The following is an 18,781-nucleotide window of genomic DNA, read 5'->3' on the forward strand; positions in this document are numbered from 1 at the left end:
CGCCTTCGCGGGGACGACGGTTTTGGGGCTAACGAAAATCTTTTCGTGCGCGCGGGGCTAAGCTGTCACAGGGTCACAGGCTGAAACGTCTAATGCTTGTACCAACCAAATCAGCAAAGGAACCCATTCATGTCCTCCCTCCGCCTCCCCTACTACTCCCTCTCCCCCGCCGCCTACCGCGCCCTCGGCGCCGCCGAAACCGCCGTCGAAGCCTCCCCGCTCGGAAAACAGCTGGTCCGCCTGGTCTTCCTGCGCGTCTCGCAAATCAACGGCTGCGCCTTCTGCGTCGACAAGCACGCGCGCGACCTCATCAGGGATGGCGAAGACTTCCAGCGCATCAACAGCCTGACCACCTGGCGCGAAACCGGGTTCTACACGGCCCGCGAGCGCGCCGCCCTGGCCTGGGCCGAAGCGGCGACCCGCCTCGAGCACGGCGAGGTGCCCGATGGCGTATTCTTGCCCTTGAAGGAGCATTTCACCGAGCAGGAGATTTCCGACCTCGGCTTCGCGACCGCCCTGATGAATGCCTGGAACCGCATGGCGATCGGCTTCCGCCAGCCGGTGGCCCGGGCGGCATTCCCTGACTGAGACAGCAATGGACCAGCACGACGACACCCGCCAGTTCGCAGCCCTGCGCCCGCGCCTGTTCTCGGTTGCCTACCGCATGCTGGGCATCCGCGCCGACGCCGAGGACGTGGTGCAGGACGCCTGGCTGCGCTGGAGCGATCCGGCGCGCGGCCCCGTGCAATCGGGCGAAGCCTGGCTGGTCTCGGTGGTGACGCGCCTGTCCATCGACCGCCTGCGCGCGGCCAAGGTCCAGCGCGAGCATTACATCGGCGAATGGCTGCCCGAACCGCTCATCGATGTCGACGAGCGCACGCCCGAGGACGCCGCCGAGCTGGCCAGCGAGCTGTCGGTGGCGCTGATGTGGGTGCTGGAGCGCCTCGCGCCCGAGGAACGCGCCGCCTTCCTGCTGCGCCAGGCCTTCGACCAGGACTACGGCGAGCTGGCGGCGGTGCTCGGCAAGAGCGAGGCCGCGTGCCGCCAGCTGGTGCACCGCGCCAGCGAACGGGTGCGGCGGGAGACGCCGCGCTTCCAGGTCAGGAAAGATGTACACCGTCAGCTGCTCGAACGCTTCCTGCAGGCCGCCAGCCGGGGCGACCAGGCCGCGCTCAAGGGCCTGCTGGCCGACGATGTGGCCATCGTGGCCGATGGCGGCGGCAAGGTGGCGTCCTTCATGAAGATCGTGCGCGGGGCGGAGCGGATCGCCAACCTGTACAAGGCCGTCCACCTGCGCAATGCGCCGCGGCTGGCGTACAAGATGGCGCTGATCAACGGCGAGCCAGGCCTGCTGCGCTATGTCGACGGGCAGCTCGAATCGGCCCAGGCCTTCGTCACCGATGGCGAGCGCATCGTCGCGATCTACGCGATGCGCAATCCCGACAAGCTCGGCGCGATCGATGCGGCGCCCTGGAGCGCCTGAGATCAGGCAGGCCCGACGCGACTAGGCAATCTCGATCCAATAGCGACGCGCCAGCTGCCCTTCGTCGAAGGTAGTGCGCTCAAAAACGCCGCCATTCGACTCAATGGCTTTCCAGGATCCGACATTGGCGTCCTTAGAGGTGACAAGGAGGCGAGACAGCCCGATTTTCTTCGCTTCGGGAAGAGCGAGGGCCAGCATCCTGGTCGCATAAGCCTTGCGCCTTTCGCTCGGGCAGATGCCATAGCCAATGTGGCCACCAGTCTCGATGAGATTCGGGTGGTTGATATGGTGGCGAATCTGGATGGCGCCGAAAAGTTTCGAACATTCGGTATCGGCGAGAAAAAACAGGTGTGCAGGCACTTTCGCTGGATCCGATTCCGCCGGTTCGCGCTGTACGATCGAAAGAAACTCGTCGAAGTCTTTTCCCGCAAAAAGCTTACCCGGAGACGTGGGCGTTTCGACATTACGCCACGCATGACCCATGTCTTCGTAGGCAGTGCGATGTTTTTCGTTTGGAAATTCCAGGATGAGCATAGGGGTAACTGCCGACATTGATGCTCAGCCTGACAAGCCTTACACATCGCACCAAATTCGCTGACCTGATGAGTACTGCCGCGGGCGAAAGCTCACGTTCAAGATGGTTCAGTGTACGCGGCCATTGCTTTCCAAGCAACTAGCGGACTTGTCAGGTGCTCCAGTTCAAGTCCCTCAAATCAGTGCCTCCTCGAGGCCTGCTCGGCAGCCGAAGCAAGACGTACGCTTTGGATTAAGTATATTTAACAAGCGCTTCGCCATTCTCGCGTTATAGCGATGCCACTCGACCCATGGTCCCGGCCTCATGGCTAGCTCGTGCTGAGCTTTCAGGTCGCGCCGCAATGCGTCGAGCAAGGCGCTACGTTCGTGACTCAGCAGGGAATAGTTGTGGAATACCATTACTGGTCCTTTCAACGTCAGTGAAGGCACTACGGCTGATCCGATGAAACAGTGCTCCCTGGCCGTAGGCTTAAATCATGTACGGCACGCGCTTGCGTGAGCGCTGGCGTCTTCTGCATCAATGGCTACGCGGGAGGCAGGAGTAGCCAGGCACTCCCGCCCAACATCCTTCACGCTTTTGCAAGTGGCTTCATCCGGAAGCTGATTCCCATCCGATTAATCGCATTCATTGCTGCAATCACAAGCGTCAGTTCGACCAGGTTCTTTTCTCCAAACGTAGACATCGCTGCGGCATATGCATCGTCGGAAGCGTGGGTTTCGCTGACATGCGTTACTTCTTCCGTCCATGCCAGCGCTGCGCGTTCCTGGTCCGAAAACAGATAGGCCGCTTCCTCCCATACCGGCACCAGGACGATCTTGTCGACCGACATGCCACTCTTGATGAGGTCGCGGGTATGAATGTCGATACAGTGGGCGCAGCCGTTCAGTTGCGAGGTTCTTAAAAATACCAAATGAATTAATTCCTCCGGCAGGCTCGTGCCGGTTGTAACGTAATGATGAAGTGCACCGACGGCTTTAGCACCTTCAGCGGACACCTGGAACCAGTTTGGGCGTTTCATGAAATCTTCCTTATGTAAGTTGGCGATGACGGTTAGCGGCACCGCTGCTTGTAAGACGGCCGATGCGGCGCGTTTGTGACAGTCGCACGCCGATTTACACGGGAAAGGTTTCACGTGTCCCTGGCAATCTCCCCGATGTGATGGCAATACCAGCGATAAAAGTTTCCAGAGCTGTCACAAGGGGTGAGCCCAGTCCGTCTAGGAAGCATGAAGGTATAGGGTGAAAGGCGCTGCCCGGCTACCATAGGAGAGACCATGACTGATCACGCTCGCATAAACCCGGAAGCAATATTCGACGCGCTGCGTCCGCGCCTGTTTTCGATTGCATACCGGATGCTTGGTATCCGTGCGGATGCCGAGGATGTCGTGCAGGATGCCTGGCTACGCTGGCATGACGCTTCCAAGGACCAGATCCTGTCCCCCGAGGCATGGCTGGTCACCGTGACAACCCGCCTCGCGATCGATCGCCTGCGAACGGCAAAGCTCGATCGCGAGGCTTATATCGGCTGGTGGCTACCGGAACCGCTAGTGGAACTCGACGAGAGGACACCCGAGAGTACGCTTGAACTGGCTAACGACGTTTCGGTTGCCTTCATGTGGGTCCTGGAGCGCCTGTCCGCCGAAGAACGTGCAGCTTTCCTGATGAGGCAAGTATTCGACGCCGATTACGCCGAGATCGCCGAGGTAGTGAAGAAGTCGGAGCCGGCTTGCCGACAACTCGTGCATCGTGCATCGGTGCGCGTTCAGCAGGAACGTCCGCGCTTTGACGTCCCCAAGGACAAACATCGCGAATTGCTTGGCAGGTTCATCGAAGCCGCAAGGCAGGGCAATCGCGCGGACATGCGCGCCTTGATGTCCGACGAGGTGCAGCTGGTGGCCGACGGCGGGGGCAAGGCCAAGTCATTCATGCATGTCCTGAAGGGCGCAGGGCGGGTGGCAGGCGTATTCTGGACACTCGAGCTCAAGTATCCCATGCAGGTTTCTTACAAGACTGCCCTGGTGAATGGCGAGCCAGGCTTGCTGCGCTATGTGCAAGGAAAGCTGGAATCCGTACAGTCGTTTATCGTCGATAAGGAACGGATCGTGGCAGTCTTTATCATGCGTAATCCGGAAAAGCTGGCGTCGGTCCCCCAGGCGCTTTGATCCGGATCAGTGCTTGCCCAAGGGCTGCTCGGCCGCCGCCGCAAGAGACGGTTCCTGCTCCGGCGCCAGGAACCGGGTCGACGGCCGGCCATCGGCGTTGTGCTGCACGATGCGCAGCGGCCGCCCCTGTGCGTCGAGCCACACCTGGCCGATGCCGGCGCCGTTCCAGACGCGCTCGCCATGCTGGCGCCGGTCGGGCAGGTGCGGCGTGAAGACGAGATCGCGGCGCTTGGTGAACCAGTTCAGCGGCGAGCGCGGAGAATACAGCCAGCGATTGAGACGATCGAGCCAGTCGAGCAGACGGCGCGGGAATTCGTTCTTGATCCCGCTGCTGGTGATCTGCCAGATATGCGGCGGCCGGTCCGAGTCGCGCAGCTCGACGTCGTAGGCGAACGAGTAGTGCACATCGCCCGACAGGACCACGTAATTGCCCGGGGTGCGCGAATGGCTGAAGATATTCAGCATGCTGCCGGCCGCGCCGCGATGCGCCATCCAGTTCTCGGCGTCGACGCTCAGGGCCAGTCCCGCAAAGGTGGCGATCCTTTGCACCACCTCGATCAGCTTGACCCCGAACATGGGCGTGGGCGAGACGATGACGGCTTCCGTTTCGTCCAGCAGCTCGTGCTGCAGCTCGGTCAGCGCTTCCCAATCCATCAGGCCGGACGGATGGCCGGGCCGGTACCGGTTGCGCCAGCGCCGGGTACGGGTATCGAGCACGATGACCGTGGGCTTGGTCCGCACGACGTAACCCCACTGGCGGAAAGACAGCAGGCGCTTGACCAGCGCGTCCTGCGCCGGCGCGTCCAGCCGGCCGTCCGGAGCGGCGGTGTCGGCCAGCGCCGCCAGCCCGTCCAGCGCCGTCCCGAACATCTCCGGACGGTTGCCCCAGCCCTGGCACAGCATATAGGCGACCAGCGCATTGCCCACGATGCGGCGCGCGAACGGATGCCCGTAGACGGTGGACTCCCACTTGGCCGAAAGGTTCCAGTCGTCGGAGATGTCGTGGTCGTCAAAAATCATCAAGGTCTGCACGTGCGCCAGCAGCCGTGCCGCCTGCGGCAGGTCGCGGCGGAAGCCCGCCAGCGCCCCTGACTCGCGCCGCCAGCGGCCCGCATACCTGGACGCAAGCGCGGGCGGCGGCGCATCCGCAACCAGCTGCCATGGCACGGGCGACCAGACCAGCAGGTACATGGCCATCACCTCGGCCAGGGTCACCAGGTGGTTGTGCGCATTGGCCGTGGTGAAGATCGGCTTTTCGCTGCCGCCGAAAAAGCGCTCGCGCAGCGCCCGGTTGGACTTGAACGCAGGCAGCAGCTCTTCGCGCCGGTAGTAACTGGCCGCATGGCGGTACAGCGCCTCGCTGTCGGCGACCACCGCGCCTTCCAGGCATTCGCCATACAGGCCCAGGCGCCGGATCAGCGCGTGGATCGCCGCCAGCATCGGCCCTGCCACATCGTCGGCATACACCTGGTCGCCGCACAGCATGAGCATGGCGGGCCGCTCGTCGGCCCGTTCGATGTGCTCGGCCAGCAAGGCGTCGGCGCGCGCCAGGCCATCGGGCGCGGGATGATGCGGCTTGCGGCAGGAGCCGAACAGGATATTGTCGCTGCGGCTGCGCAGCACCATGTTCGGCCGCACCGTGCCCGCATGCAGCAGGTGCGGCGCCCAGTGCGCGATGCCGGCCTCGCTGCCATCGCCCCGGGTGATGAGCAGGTCGTACTCGATGATCGTGTCTTGCGGCAGCGGCTCGGGCAACGCGACATCGATCAGGTGCACGCAGGCGTGGCGGCCGACGCGGATCACCCGGCAGCGGCGCGTGTCCAGGGGAAAGCGCCGGGGCGCGCCTTCCCTGGGCGCCAGCACCAGGGTCAGGTCGAGCGGTGCACTGCCGACCAGCCATAGCACCAGGCGGTCCGGCTCGAGGCGGCGCAGGAGTGGACCGGCAAGGACGGGCGGCAGGCCTTCGGAAACAGGAGTCGGGAACAATCGGTGCACTACGCTGGTTGAAAGAACGGATCAGTGTAGCAGACACGCCGGACCGCCCGGGCATGTACCGAGCCTATAAGCGCGGCTCATCCGTGCGATGACCGGCAGGCCCTTCAGACACGCCGCACATGCTGACCTACTTAACGGCAGGCATTGGCATTGCCGCAACTCGACATGGAAATAGCTCAATGGTTTTAACAAAGAGTCGTTGCGATCTTGCGACCACAAAGCGTAGCATCGTCATGGCGGTCAGAACACTTGGCGACTACAGACTCGCGCAAGAGCGCTGGTAACTGGCTGAAACAGCTAGCGCCATGTTTGTCAGATCTTGATGGAAGGGACCGTTATGAGCAAGAGAAGAGACTTCCTTCGGGTTGCCTCCGGCGTGGGCGTCTCCGCATGCGCGGCAGCCATGCTGCCGCGGTTCGCACTGGCCCAAAGCGGACGCAGCACGAATGTGCATTACATCGATCCAACTGCCGCCGGTCCAGGCGACGGAACGCTTGCCAACCCGTTCCGCTCATGGACCAGCGTTACCTGGCTGCCCGGCCATACCTACCTGCAGAAACGGGGCACCACGTATTCGGGCGTGTTCCGGGTGTCGGCGAGCGGCACCGCGTCGCAGCGCATCACCATCGGCGCCTACTATCGATCCAATGGCGGCGACGATGCCTCGCAGCCGAAACCGGTCATTCTCCTGCCCGGGGCGCCCACCCTGCCGGCCAGCGGCGCCTCGGTCGCGGTGTACAAGCAGGAGCGCGATTTCGTCACCTACCGGAACCTGGACATCCGGAATCCTTCCTTCCCGGAAGACAGCGACGTGGCGATCATCTGGCTGGGCAATGACTGTATTTTCGAAAGTAACAACGTGACGTCGAATTGCGGCGGCGTGTATGTCTTCGAAAAGAACCGTGTGACCATCTCCAACTGCGTGTTCGACGTCATCAGCAACGGGCCCACACATGGCAACCAGGGAATACTGGTCGCCGCGAACGGCAATATCGACGACATCCGCCTGCTCACTAATACGCTCCGCCACCGCGGCGGCGGCACGGCGGCATCGCACGGCATTCGCTGTGAAACCTACGTCAACACCGCTTTCCTCACGCGCCTTGTGATTCGCGGGAACCGCGTGTCTCCGCCAGCCGGCGTCGATTACAGCCCGAACCGCGGAGCGATCGGCATTTTCCTCGTCCGCGGGGAAGCTGCCACGCTGGACAAGAATACCGTGACCGGGATGTTGAGCGGCATCTTCATCAACAGTGGCGATCGCAGCTACGTGGGCAACAATAACTGCAGCAAGAATATGAATTTCGGCATTCATATCACCGGCCGCGCCAAGTCTTACATCATCGAGCGCAACACCTGCAATTTCAACGGCGGGGCATTGAGCAGCACCTATTACGGCCGGGGCATCGAGCTGTCGTCGGCGGCCGGACAGGACGCCGTCTCCGGGCATACGATCCGCTACAACACCTGCAGGTTCAACTTGAACTACGGCGGCCCGCGGGACAATGGCTCGGAAGGCGTCGGCATCGGTGTGGACGATGGCGCCTGCAAGTGTTCGGTTTACGGCAACATTGTCTCGAACAATGAAGGGAACGGCATCCAGGTCTATGGCGGCGGCGACAAGGCCAAATGGCCCGACACGGGCGGCCACACGATCGATTCCAACAAGATGGATTCGAACTGTAGTTTTTCGGTCATGAGCCGGCGCACCGGAGGGAAGACACCCAGCCCGTTCCAGGCGCACATCTCGCTGACCTACGTCTACGGCAGCCCCACTGTGGTTTCCAACAACACCTTCTCGGGAAGCACTTCCATGAAGGTCTACACCGACGGCACGGACGAGAACATCACTGTCAAGTGAGGGGCGTGCCAGGCCCCTGGTAGAGTTTGCCGGCCGCATTCCTCAACCCGGCATCCGGCAGGAAGCGGTCCGCGATCACGAGGACCGCATTCAGATTGTTCCTGAGCTTTTCCAGTTCGACCTCGCCCGGAGCGATGGCGGTCTGCAGCAGGTGGATGGCCATGTCGGCCAGGAGCAGGCGCTGCTTGTCCAGCCAGGCAGCGCCATCGTTCGGGCCGGCGGGGTGGGCGTGATAGTTTTCCTCGACGGCGCCATGGATGTCCCAGCCCATCCTTACCAGTTGGTTTCTCTTGTGGTCGTTCATTGTTTGTCTCGAATGTGTTCAAAAGCCGGGTGTCCGGACAAGCTGGCATACAGGAAGTCGGTGAAGCTGCGGATCCGGTTGACCCGCCGCAGGTCCGGATGGGTGAGGATCCAGACCTCGGTGTCCAGCGCCGGATCGGGCGGGGCCAGCCGCACCAGCCCGGGCTTGCCGTCGGCGAGCAGGTCCAGCAGCATACCCATTCCCATCCCCGCCTCCACGGCGCTTGCCATGCCCAGCAGCGAGTCCACGCTGGCCACATGCTGCTCCGCCGGCACGTGCTCGCGCAGCCAGCGCGCCTGGGCCAGGTGGGCCAGCGCCTCGTCCGGCGCCACCCAGCCGTGGGCCGCCCAGTCATCATCCCGCTTCCCTTCTTCGCGGGCGCGTTGCAGGTAGGCCTGCGAGGCATAGGGCGCAGTCTGCACGCTGCCGAGCTTGCGGCCGACCAGATTGTCCGGCGGCGTGTTGGTCGGCCGGATCGCCACGTCCGCATCGCGCCGGGTCAGGTTGAGGAAGCTGTTGGCAACCGTGAGCTGGAGCCGGATGCCGGGATGGGCCTGGCGGAAGGCGGACAAGACCGGCAGCAGCAGGCCGTGCAGCAGGGTGTCGGTGGTGGTGACGCGGATCGTTCCCTGCAGCGCGGCATCGCGGCCGCTGATGCGGCGCTCGGCCTCTTCCATGTTCTCGCCGACCGGCGCCAGCAGGGCCAGCAATTCCTCGCCCGTCGCGGTCAGCACATAGCCGCTCTGGAAACGTTCGAACAGGCGCGCGTCGAGCGCGGCCTCGAGCTTGTCGAGGCGCCGCAGGATTGTCGAATGGCTCTGGCCGAGCCGGCGTGCGGCGGCCGACAGCGATCCGGTCTCGGCAACGGTGAGGAAGTAGCGGCAGTCGTCCCAGTCCATGATTGTGCAAATGTGGTGAACAGATATGCAAAAACGTCGAATTGTTCGCCATTCTTGCACAAGCTAGGCTGTCAGGCATTGCTAACTCTTAGAACCCTGAAGGAGCCTGACATGTACACCGTTTATCTGGCCGACACGCCGAACGGCAGGAAGATCACCATCGCACTCGAAGAACTGGGGCTCGCCTACCAGCGCCGCTTCGTCGACCTGAACGCCGGCGAGCAGCGCGCCCCCGCGTTCGCGCGCCTCAGCCCGAACAACAAGATCCCGGTGCTCACCGACGAGCGGACGGGGCAGAGCCTGTTCGAGTCCTGCGCCATCCTCATCCACCTGGCCGACGCCGCAGGCAAGGCGCTGCCGGCGCACGGGCCGGAGCGGGATCTGGTGCTGCAATGGCTGTTTTTGCAGGCGGCGAGCGCGGGGCCGATGCTGGGGCAGCTGTGGTGGTTCCGGCATGCGGCGCCCGAGCCGAACCCGATGGCGCTGGAGCGCTATACGCGCGAGACGCAGCGGATCTATGGCGTGCTCGAGCGGCGGCTGAGCGACTCGCGCCACATCGCGGGCGACGGCTACACGATTGCGGATATGGCCTTCTATCCCTGGATGGAAACGCATGCGGAGCTGGGGATAGCTATCGGCGCTTATCCGGCGGTCGCGGACTGGCTGCACAGGGTCGGCGAACGGCCGGCGGTGCAGCGCGGCATGCGCAAGGCGCGGGAGGAAGCGCATGTCTAATGTCCTTGCCTGGACCTTGCTGCTGGCGGCCGGGCTGGTCGAGGTGGTCATGGCCTTCGCGCTCAAGTCGTCCGCGGGGTGGACGCGGCCGGCGCCGAGCTTGCTGGCGGTGCTGGCGGCGCTGGGCAGCATTTACCTGCTCGCCAGCGCGCTGCGCGGCTTGCCGCTGGGGATGGCGTATGCGGTGTGGACCGGGATCGGGGCGGTGGGGGTGACGCTGGCGGGGGCGGTGTTCTTTGCCGAGCAGCTGACGCTGGCGCGGCTGCTGTGCATGGGGTTGATCTTTGTGGGGATTGCGGGGTTGAAGACGCTGGGTGGGGAGTAGTTATTGGCCTGCTGGCAAACTTGGGCGGAACAATGCCAGTGGCATTGTTCCGGCCTTCGCCGGAACGACGGTTCAAAAGCAGCAGGCCGCTAATTTTGCTATCAAGACGCGCCCTTCGCACGTCATCCCGGCGAAGGCCGGGACCCAAGTTCGTCGCGCTGCCGCAAAGCCCGCATTACCCCCTCGGCGGCTTGTACTCCGGGAACATCTCCTTGAACAGGAAGTCCGTCAACTCATCCGTATCCTGCGGCCGCGCACTCAGTTTGACCACCCGCCCCAGCCGGTGCGAATCCCACTCGAAGTCCCCCGTCTTTTCCCGGCGGATCAGCTCGATCATCTTCTTGACCACCGCCGTCTCGACATCCCGCTCGCTGCCCTGCTCCACCGTCACCTGGGTCAGCCAGCGCCGCTTGAAGTTGGGATTCCAGCCGCGGAAGCGCAGGTCCATGCTGTGGAAGGTCTTGTTCGACACCGAGAAAATGCCCCCGGTCTCGTTGCGGTCGTCGCGCCCGCGGCCGTTGATGGCGGCGATGTTGGCCAGCGCCCGGGCCTCGCCGCGCGCGGCTTCGCTTTCCTCGACGGGCGCGTCGCTGCCGGTGGTCGCCCCGCGCTGCTTGCGGCGCGAAGCGATGTAGGCGGCCATGTCCATCTCAGGCGGCACCTCGGTCTTCGGCTGCGGCTGCGGCTTGGGCGGCTCTGGCTTTTCGTCGGGCAAGGTGATGGTGTCCGGCAAGCGCTGCACCTGCACCCGCTCCGGCTGCGGACGCGGCGTGGTCTTGTTCGGGGTCGGCTTGGGAACCGGCTTCGGCGCCTGCTGGCGCGGCGCGGCCTTCGGTTGTTGCATGGGGGCGACGAAGACCACGTCGGTCTCCTTGTCCGATGCCGGGCGCGCCCGCTTCTCCTGGTCTTCCGGCTTGAACAGGTAAATCGCCACCAGCAGCAGGTGCAACCCGATCGTGCCCGCCAGCGCCAGCCGGTTCGGTCCCCGGCGCCCATAGGTCAGCGTCTGGCGCGACGGCAGCGGCTGGCCGCAATGCGCGCACACATCGCTGTCTTCGTCATAGATATGGGAATGGTCACGCAAGGTCGTACGGTTTCCTGGAGCGGCGTCTATTTAGCGGCAGAGAAGCGCAGTCTAACCGTTTTGGCTGCGCGGCGCACCTGATGTGCCGCCCAGATTACCGTCGTGCAAGCTTGAAGGATGTTTCAAGATGTTTCCGGCAGCCGAATACCGGCCGGCATGGGAGTCCATGCCGGCCCTTCGCATCAATGCACGGCTTCGAGCTTGGCCAGCTGCTCGTCGGTCATGGGACCGGTACCGCTGAACCTGTCGAGGTACAGATAGATGACCGGGGTGATATAGAGCGTGATCACCTGCGAGAAGATCAGGCCGCCCACCACCGCCAGGCCGAGCGGCTGGCGCAGCTCGGCGCCGGCGCCGATGCCCAGCGCGATCGGCAGCGCGCCCATCATGGCCGCCAGGGTCGTCATCAGGATCGGACGGAAGCGCAGGATGCAGGCCTCGCGGATCGCGTCCTGGGGCTTCATCCCCTGGCTGCGCTGGGCCTCGAGCGCGAAGTCGATCATCATGATCGCGTTCTTCTTCACGATACCGATCAGCATCAGGATGCCGATCATCGCGATCAGGGTCAGGTCCATGTCGAACAGCCACAAGGTCAGCAGCGCCCCCACCGCCGCCGACGGCAGGCCGGCCAGGATCGTGAGCGGGTGGATATAGCTTTCGTACAGTACGCCCAGCAGCACATAGATGACGCCGATCGCGGCCAGGATCAGGATCAGCTGGCTCGACTGGGTGTCCTTGAACACCGCCGCGTCGCCGCCGTAGTTGGTGATGATCGAGGCCGGCAGCTTCATCTCGCGCGCCATCTCGTCGATGGCGGCGGTGGCGTCGCCCAGCGGCACGCCCGGCGCCAGGTTGAAGGCCAGGGTGATCGCCTGCAGCTGGCCCTGGTGGTTGACGGCCAGCGGGCCCATCGTGCGCTTGACCGTGGCGAAGCTGGACAGCTTGACCAGGTCGCCGTTGTTCGAGCGCACCGAGACGCGCGACAGCGCTTCGTCGTAGTAGCGGTCCGAGGCCGCCGCTTCCAGGATCACGTAGTAGCTGGCCGCAGTCGAGTAGATGGTCGAGACCTGGCGCTCGCCGAAGGAGGCGTACAGCACGGTGCGCACGTCGGCCATTTCCACGCCCAGCAGCGCCGCCTTGTCGCGGTCGATGTCGATGGTGGCCTGCAGCGCCTTGTTCTGCGAATCGCTGGTGACGTCGCGGAAGCGCTGGTCGGCGCGCATGCGCTCCAGGAACTTCTCGGCCCAGCCGCCGATCTCGCCGCCCGACACGCTCTGCAGCGTGTACTGGTAGCGGCTCTTGCTCTGGCGGCCGCCCAGCTGCAGGTTCTGCACCGGGGCCATGAAGACCTGCACGCCGGCCACCTGGCGCGTGGCCTTGCGCAGCTCGTCGACCACGATCGGCATCGGCGGCCGCTCGCTGCGCGGCTTGAGCACCAGGAACATGCGGCCGGTGTTGCCGCCGCCGGTGAAGGAAGTCGTGTCTTGCACGTAAGGGCTGGTGCGCATGATATCGACCACCTTGCCCTGCAGTTCCGCCAGCTTGGCCGAGGAGGTGTCTTCCGAGGCCTCGACGGTCACGCGGATCTGGCCGATGTCTTCCTCGGGGAAGAAGCCTTTCGGCATGGTCATGTAGAGCACGGCGGTCAGCACGAAGGTGCCCAGCGCCAGCATCAGCACCAGGAAGCGGTGGCGCAGCGCCATGTCGAGGGTGCGGCCGTAGGCGTCGCGCACGTTGACGAACATGGCTTCGAAGCGGCGGCCGACCCAGGACATCTCGTGCGGCTGGACGTGGCCGCCGCCCTTGAGCAGGCGCGAGCACAGCATCGGCACCAGGGTCAGCGACACCGCCGCCGAGACCAGCACCGCGAGGCCGACGATCACGGCGAATTCGCGGAACAGCAGGCCGATCACGCCCGGCATGAAGAAGATCGGGATGAACACCGCCACCAGCGAGATCGAGATCGAGACGATGGTGAAGCCCATCTCGCGCGCGCCGACCAGGGCCGCCTGCATCGGCTTCTTGCCCATCTCCATGTGGCGCACGATGTTTTCCAGCACGACGATGGCGTCGTCGACCACCAGGCCGACCGCGAGCGTGATGCCGAGCAGAGAAATATTGTCCAGGCTATAGCCGAAGGCATACAACAGCGACAGCGCGCCCAGCAGCGAGATCGGCACCGTCACTGCCGGGATGAAGGTCGCGGCCAGGCGGTGCAGGAACAGGAAGATGACCAGGATCACCAGCACCACGGTGCCGGCCAGGGTCAGGTTGACGTCGTGGATCGCTTCGCGGATCGAGGTCGAGCGGTCGTTGACCAGGTGCAGCTGAATCGAGGCCGGCAACTGCTGCTCGAAGCGCGGAATCAGGGCGCGCACCGCGTCCACCACCTGCACCGTGTTGGCGTTGGGCTGGCGCTGCACCATCAGCGAGATCGAGCGCTCGCCGTTGAGGCTGCCCATCGCCTTGACGGACTGGTAGCTGTCCTCGACCTGGGCGACGTCGCGCAGGCGCACCGGCAGGCCGTCGCGGGTGGCGACGATCAGCCCGGCGAAGTCGGCCGCGCGCATCAGCTGGCCGCCGCCCTGGATGGTCAGGGTCTGGGACGGACCGTCGAGGATGCCCAGCGGGGTGTTGGAGTTGGCCGCGCGCAGGGCCGCCGCCAGCTCGTCCATCGAGATATTGCGCGCGTTCATCAAGTCGGACTTGGCGCGCACCCGCACGGCGAAGCGCTTCTGGCCGTTGATCGACACTTGCGACACGCCCGCGACGGTCGAGATCGCCGGCGAGATCAGGTTTTCCGCGTAATCGTTCAGCTGCGACAAGTCCATCGAGGGCGAGGTCACGTGCATGAACAGGATAGGCGCATCGGCCGGGTTGACCTTGCGGTAGGACGGCAGGTCGGTCATCTCCTGGGGCAGCTGGCGCTGGGCCGCCAGCAGCGCGGCCTGGACGTCCACGGCGGCGCGGTCGACGTCGATCCTGGTGTCGAATTCCAGGGTCAGGTTGGTATTGCCCTGGGTGCTGGTCGAGGTGATCAGGTTGATGCCGGCGATGGTGGAGAACTGTTTCTCGAGCGGCAGGGCCACCGAGGACGCCATGGTTTCCGGGCTGGCGCCCGGCAGGTTGGCGTTGACGTTGATGACCGGCGTGTTATAGCTCGGCAGCGCGGCGACCGGGATGTGCAGGTAGGCCAGCACGCCGACCAGCACCAGGCTGATCGACAGCAGCACCACCATCACCGGCCGGCGGATACACAGTTCGGACAGATTCATGCCTGTTCCTTCTTCGCTTTCGGGGCGGCGGCCTTGTCACCCGGCTTGCCCTGCCCCACCAGGCGGATCTTGCCGCCCGGACGCAGGTTCTGCTTGCCCTCGGTAATGACTTTTTCGTTGCCGGCCAGGCCGGCCACCGCGGCGTAGTCGCCGAAGGCGTGCAGGCGCTTGACCGGCACCTGGCGCGCCGCGTTATCCTCGCCGGCCACGTACACGAACACACCGCTGGTCGAGTTGATGATGGCGGACTGCGGGATCACGACCGCGTCCTTGAGGGTCTGCACGGTGACGCGCGCGCTCACGTACTGGCCCGGCCACAGGCTCGCGGCCGGGTTGGCGAACTCGCCTTTCACGCGGATGGTGCCGGCCTGCGGGTCGACGGCGTTGTCGATGAAGCTCAGGCGTCCGTTGACCGCCGCCGCCTCGTCGCCGGCCTTGACGCGCACTTCGACCGCGCCCTGCTTCTGCGCCGCCAGCAGCGCGCCCAGCGCCGATTCCGGCAGGGTGAAGGAGACGTTGATCGGGTCGAGCTGGGTGACGGTGGTGAGCGAGGTGCTTGGCTGCACCAGGGCGCCCGGATGCACGTCGATGGCGCCCACGCGGCCCGACATCGGCGCGCGGATCGCGGTATAGCTGGCGGCGACCTGGCTGGCGCGCGCCGCAGCGGCATTGCTCTGCACCAGGGCGCGCTGGGCTTCCACCTGGCTCTGCAGCGAGTCCATCGCGCTCTGGGCCAGGAATTTCTGGGCCACCAGTTCCTGGCTGCGCTTGTACTGGCGTTCGAGGTCGGCCAGGGTGGCGCGGTCGCGCGCCACCTGGGCCTGGGCGCGGGCGACGTTGGCGCGGTCGGCGCGGTCGTCCAGTGAGAACATCAGCTGGCCTTCCTTGACGAACTCGCCTTCCTTGATGTGCACCTGGCGGATGGTGGCGGAAGTCTGGGGATGCAGGTCGACGGTGCGCAGCGGCGTGACGGTGCCGTTGGCGCTCAGCTCCACGCCCACGTCCTGGCGCTGCGGCGCCACCACGTTGACGGTGACCGGCGGCTGGCCGCCCGGGCCGCCCTTGCCCGGACCGCCTTTGCCGTTCTCGGCATGCGCGCCGCCGCCCTGGTTCACGTACCACGCGCCAGCCAGCGCCAGCGCGACAGCTCCGGTAATCAGTCCGACATTCTTCTTTTTCATTCCTGTCCCTTGGCCACCTGCCCGGCGGCACTGTTATTTGCTAATCATCGGCGCGCGAACGCGGCAGCCCGCGGGCGCCGCATTCTCGCAAGCCTGTGTTTCAGGCTTATTTATTTGGATAGTACTCCGGCAGCATGAGGGTCACCTCGAGGCCGCCTTCCGGGTGATTCGCCAGCGCGATGCTGCCGCCGTGCTGCTCGGCGATGTTGCGCGCGATCGTCAGTCCCAGCCCGGTGCCGCCGGACTCCCGTGAACGCGAGGTCTCGACGCGGTAGAACGGGTCGAACACCCGGCCCAGCTCGGCCTGCGGAATGCCCGGCCCGCTGTCGCGGATGCGCACGCGCGCGGCGCCGTTGATGCGGTCGACGCTCACGCGCGCTTCGCGGCCATACTTGACCGCGTTGTCGATCAGGTTGCCCAGGCAGCGGCGCAGGTCCAGCGGACGGCCCAGCAGCGCCATGCCGGCGCGCCCGCTCAGTCCCACCTGCTGGCCGGCGTCGCTGGCGTCCGCGCACACCGCCTCGAGCAGCGAATCGAGATCGAGCAATTGCATGGTCTCGGTGGTGTCCATGCTACGCGCAAGTACCAGACCCTCGCGCACCATTTCCTGCATGGCGGACAGGTCGCCGATCAGGCGTTCCTGCAGCTCGGCGTCGGGCACCTTTTCCAGGCGCAGGCGCATGCGCGTCAGCGGGGTCTGCAGGTCGTGGGTGATGGCGGCCAGCATCTGGGTACGCTGGAAAATGTATTGGCGGATACGCGCCTGCATCGCATTGAAGGCGGCGCTGGCCTGGCGGATCTCGCTGGCGCCGGTGAGCGTGAGCGGGGCGCGGTTGATGTCGTGGCCCAGGTCCTGGGCCGCCTTGGCCAGCTGCTTGAGCGGGCGGGTGGTCATGCGCGCCACCGCATAGGCCAGCAAGGCAATGCTCAGCAGGAAAGGAACGATCACGGTGCGGTAGTCGGAATCGAAGCCGCCCGAGGACGGGCGCGGCGGCAGCACCGACAGGCGCAGCTCGGCGCCGTCGCGCAGGCGCACGTTGAGCAGCTCGCAGGCGCCGCGCCACTGGGCATACATCAGCCCGTACAGCACCGGCTGCTGGTTGGGCAGCTCGCACGAGGGCGGGCGGTTGGCGGCCGAGGTGATCGTGTAGCCCTGCCCCAGGCGCGTGGCCAGCGAGCGCGCGAACCAGGTGTGGGCGCCGGCCACCGGCTGGGGCGTGCCCACTTCCAGGCGCAGGCCCGGGCGGTTGGCCACCGACAGATAGACCATGCGCGCCGAGGCCGGCACGATCTCGGTCGCCATCACCAGCTGTTCGGCGCGTTCGAGCAGGTGCTGGTCGCGCTGCTGTTCGAACTGGCGCAGGCGCTCGTGGTCGGCGGCAAGCTGGGTCAGTGCGGCCGAGATCACCATGCCCAGCAGCAGCGTGACGAACACGCGGCCGGTCATCGAGCCGAGGAAAGCTTTCACGCTGCCGGCTCCACCGTCACCTGCCCGGCCAGCACATAGCCGCCGTTGCGGACGGTCTTGATGATCTGTGGCATGCGCGCGTCTTCGCCCAGCTTCTGGCGCAGGCGGCTGATCTGGATGTCGATCGAGCGGTCGAAGGGGTCGGCGTCGCGGCCCTGGGTCAGGTTGAGCAGCTGGTCGCGGTTGAGCACGCGGTTCGGGTGTTCCAGGAACACGCGCAGCAGGCGGAATTCCGCGCCCGACAGCATGATGACCACGCCCTGCGGATTGACCAGGTGGCGCGCGGTCAGGTCCAGGGTCCAGCCGGAGAACTTCATCTGCTGCACGTTCTCGGACGGCGAATTGGACGGCATGGCGTGCGAGCGGCGCAGTACGCTGCGGATGCGCGCCAGCAGCTCGCGCGGCTCGAAGGGTTTGGGCAGGTAGTCGTCGGCGCCCATTTCGAGGCCGAGGATGCGGTCGAGCGGCTCGTTGCGGGCCGTTAGCATGATGACCGGCAGGGTCGAGGTGGCGCGCAGCTTGCGGCACAGGGTCAGGCCGTCGTCGCCGGGCATGTTCAGGTCGAGCACGATCAGGTCGGGACGCGCTTCGTCGAGCGACTTCCACATGCCGGTGCCGTCGGCGGCCGCCAGCGTGCGGTAGCCGTTCGATTCGAGGTAATCGGCCAGCAGGCTGCGGATGTCGCGGTCGTCGTCGACAATCAAAATCGTAGAGGGATTATCCATAACCGCAATTATCCGCATCTATGGCAAGCCTGGACAGCCGTTTTGTATCGGTATGTATAAGCCGAGACCGGCGAAACATATTGATACAAAGTACGAGACAGGGGAAATCCCGCGGTTACAAGTTTTGGCGAAGATGGGTCCTGTGCAGCGAGCAGTTCAGATGCACATCCCAACTGAACTCACCTGAAGGAAACGCAATGAACACCATCCGCAAGAACATCGTGATCGCCCTGACCGCTTTCGGCCTGGCCGGCGCCGCCCTCGGCGTGCAGGCCCAGACCCAGGCTCCCGCCCCGGCGGAAGGCCGCCATGGCCACGCCATGACCATGGAGCAGCGCCAGGCCAAGATGGCCGAATTCAAGGCCAAGCGCGCCGAGAAGCGCGCCGAGCGCCAGGCGAAGCTGCGCGACGCGCTCAAGCTGACTCCGGCACAGCAGCCGGCCTGGGACGCCTTTGTCGCCAGCATGAAGCCGGCACAGCAAGGCGACCGTGCGGCCCGTCCGGACCGCGCGCAGCTGGCCACCCTGAGCGCCCCGCAGCGCCTGCAGATGCGCATCGAGCGCCAGAAGCAGCGCACCGCCCGCATGGAAGCCCGCCTGTCGGCCCTGAACAGCTTCTACTCGGTCCTTACCCCCGAGCAGCGCAAGGTGTTCGACGAGCAGGCCAAGCAGCGCCGCGGCGGCCGTCATCATCGTGGTCATGGCGGTCATGGCATGATGCACAGCTGATCGGCTGGAGCCTGAATGGCGG

The 18,781-nt window shown here is 65.1% G+C and carries 17 protein-coding genes; 7 read left to right on the forward strand and 10 right to left on the reverse strand.

The features are described 5' to 3' along the window. Window positions 1-129: 129 nt before the first annotated feature. Window positions 130-588 (forward strand): carboxymuconolactone decarboxylase family protein, encoded by a 459-nt coding sequence (locus J8847_RS22445; RefSeq protein WP_211526905.1) that lies wholly within the window; start codon window positions 130-132, stop codon window positions 586-588. Further along, entirely contained in the window at window positions 581-1,483 is a 903-nt protein-coding gene (locus tag J8847_RS22450; protein WP_373999977.1) for an RNA polymerase sigma-70 factor, read from the forward strand. Before J8847_RS22445 ends, J8847_RS22450 begins: the two co-directional genes overlap by 8 nt. A gap of 21 nt (window positions 1,484-1,504) precedes the next feature. Here J8847_RS22450 and J8847_RS22455 read toward each other — a convergent pair whose 3' ends face one another. Together J8847_RS22455 and J8847_RS22460 are read right to left on the reverse strand one after the other, a co-directional pair. Then, window positions 1,505-2,017: a GNAT family N-acetyltransferase gene (locus tag J8847_RS22455; RefSeq protein WP_211526907.1), complete on the reverse strand. Its 513-nt coding sequence runs from the start codon at window positions 2,015-2,017 to the stop codon at window positions 1,505-1,507. A 569-nt stretch (window positions 2,018-2,586) separates the two neighbouring features. Continuing rightward, the gene (locus J8847_RS22460; RefSeq protein ID WP_211526908.1) at window positions 2,587-3,036 is read right to left on the reverse strand and encodes a carboxymuconolactone decarboxylase family protein; all 450 of its coding nucleotides are present in this window, start codon (window positions 3,034-3,036) and stop codon (window positions 2,587-2,589) included. A gap of 255 nt (window positions 3,037-3,291) precedes the next feature. On the opposite strand from J8847_RS22460, the gene J8847_RS22465 reads away from it, so the two are divergent. Then, window positions 3,292-4,179, forward strand: coding sequence for an RNA polymerase sigma-70 factor (locus J8847_RS22465; protein WP_211526909.1), 888 nt, complete (start codon window positions 3,292-3,294; stop codon window positions 4,177-4,179). A 6-nt stretch (window positions 4,180-4,185) separates the two neighbouring features. On the opposite strand, the gene J8847_RS22470 is transcribed toward J8847_RS22465, so the two are convergent. Continuing rightward, the gene (locus tag J8847_RS22470) at window positions 4,186-6,174 is read right to left on the reverse strand and encodes an alkaline phosphatase family protein (protein ID WP_373999976.1); all 1,989 of its coding nucleotides are present in this window, start codon (window positions 6,172-6,174) and stop codon (window positions 4,186-4,188) included. Between the two features lie 337 nt (window positions 6,175-6,511). On the opposite strand from J8847_RS22470, the gene J8847_RS22475 reads away from it, so the two are divergent. Continuing rightward, entirely contained in the window at window positions 6,512-8,035 is a 1,524-nt protein-coding gene (locus tag J8847_RS22475; protein WP_211526910.1) for a right-handed parallel beta-helix repeat-containing protein, read from the forward strand. Here the strand turns inward: J8847_RS22475 and J8847_RS22480 are convergent. After that, window positions 8,028-8,339 (reverse strand): hypothetical protein, encoded by a 312-nt coding sequence (locus J8847_RS22480; protein ID WP_229513135.1) that lies wholly within the window; start codon window positions 8,337-8,339, stop codon window positions 8,028-8,030. The two genes, J8847_RS22475 and J8847_RS22480, sit on opposite strands and share 8 nt — an antisense overlap. After that, entirely contained in the window at window positions 8,336-9,238 is a 903-nt protein-coding gene (locus tag J8847_RS22485; protein WP_211526911.1) for a LysR family transcriptional regulator, read from the reverse strand. The genes J8847_RS22480 and J8847_RS22485 overlap by 4 nt, the downstream gene beginning before the upstream one ends. Window positions 9,239-9,349: 111 nt before the next feature. Between J8847_RS22485 and J8847_RS22490 the strand changes: the two genes are divergently transcribed. After that, a complete protein-coding gene (locus J8847_RS22490) occupies window positions 9,350-9,973 on the forward strand; it encodes a glutathione S-transferase family protein (RefSeq protein WP_211526912.1) in 624 nt (207 codons plus the stop codon). Then, window positions 9,966-10,298 carry a multidrug efflux SMR transporter gene (locus J8847_RS22495; RefSeq protein ID WP_211526913.1) on the forward strand — a complete coding sequence of 111 codons (333 nt, stop codon included), beginning with the start codon at window positions 9,966-9,968 and terminating at the stop codon, window positions 10,296-10,298. Before J8847_RS22490 ends, J8847_RS22495 begins: the two co-directional genes overlap by 8 nt. 175 nt (window positions 10,299-10,473) lie before the next feature. Here the strand turns inward: J8847_RS22495 and J8847_RS22500 are convergent, their stop codons facing one another. From J8847_RS22500 to J8847_RS22520, 5 genes are all read right to left on the reverse strand, one after another. After that, window positions 10,474-11,382: a hypothetical protein gene (locus J8847_RS22500; RefSeq protein WP_211526914.1), complete on the reverse strand. Its 909-nt coding sequence runs from the start codon at window positions 11,380-11,382 to the stop codon at window positions 10,474-10,476. Between the two features lie 182 nt (window positions 11,383-11,564). Further along, the gene (locus J8847_RS22505; protein WP_211526915.1) at window positions 11,565-14,657 is read right to left on the reverse strand and encodes an efflux RND transporter permease subunit; all 3,093 of its coding nucleotides are present in this window, start codon (window positions 14,655-14,657) and stop codon (window positions 11,565-11,567) included. Further along, entirely contained in the window at window positions 14,654-15,838 is a 1,185-nt protein-coding gene (locus J8847_RS22510) for an efflux RND transporter periplasmic adaptor subunit (protein WP_211526916.1), read from the reverse strand. Before J8847_RS22510 ends, J8847_RS22505 begins: the two co-directional genes overlap by 4 nt. A 106-nt stretch (window positions 15,839-15,944) precedes the next feature. Continuing rightward, window positions 15,945-17,306, reverse strand: a complete 1,362-nt coding sequence (locus tag J8847_RS22515) for an ATP-binding protein (RefSeq protein WP_211526917.1) — start codon at window positions 17,304-17,306, stop codon at window positions 15,945-15,947. Further along, window positions 17,303-18,031: a response regulator gene (locus J8847_RS22520; RefSeq protein ID WP_211526918.1), complete on the reverse strand. Its 729-nt coding sequence runs from the start codon at window positions 18,029-18,031 to the stop codon at window positions 17,303-17,305. The genes J8847_RS22515 and J8847_RS22520 overlap by 4 nt, the downstream gene beginning before the upstream one ends. 197 nt (window positions 18,032-18,228) lie before the next feature. Here J8847_RS22520 and J8847_RS22525 point away from each other — a divergent pair, with 197 nt between their 5' ends. Then, the gene (locus J8847_RS22525) at window positions 18,229-18,759 is read left to right on the forward strand and encodes a Spy/CpxP family protein refolding chaperone (RefSeq protein WP_211526919.1); all 531 of its coding nucleotides are present in this window, start codon (window positions 18,229-18,231) and stop codon (window positions 18,757-18,759) included. Window positions 18,760-18,781 lie beyond the last annotated feature (22 nt).

Origin of the sequence: Massilia sp. AB1 (assembly GCF_018119385.1) — a bacterium.
Taxonomy (GTDB): Bacteria; Pseudomonadota; Gammaproteobacteria; order Burkholderiales; family Burkholderiaceae_D; genus Telluria.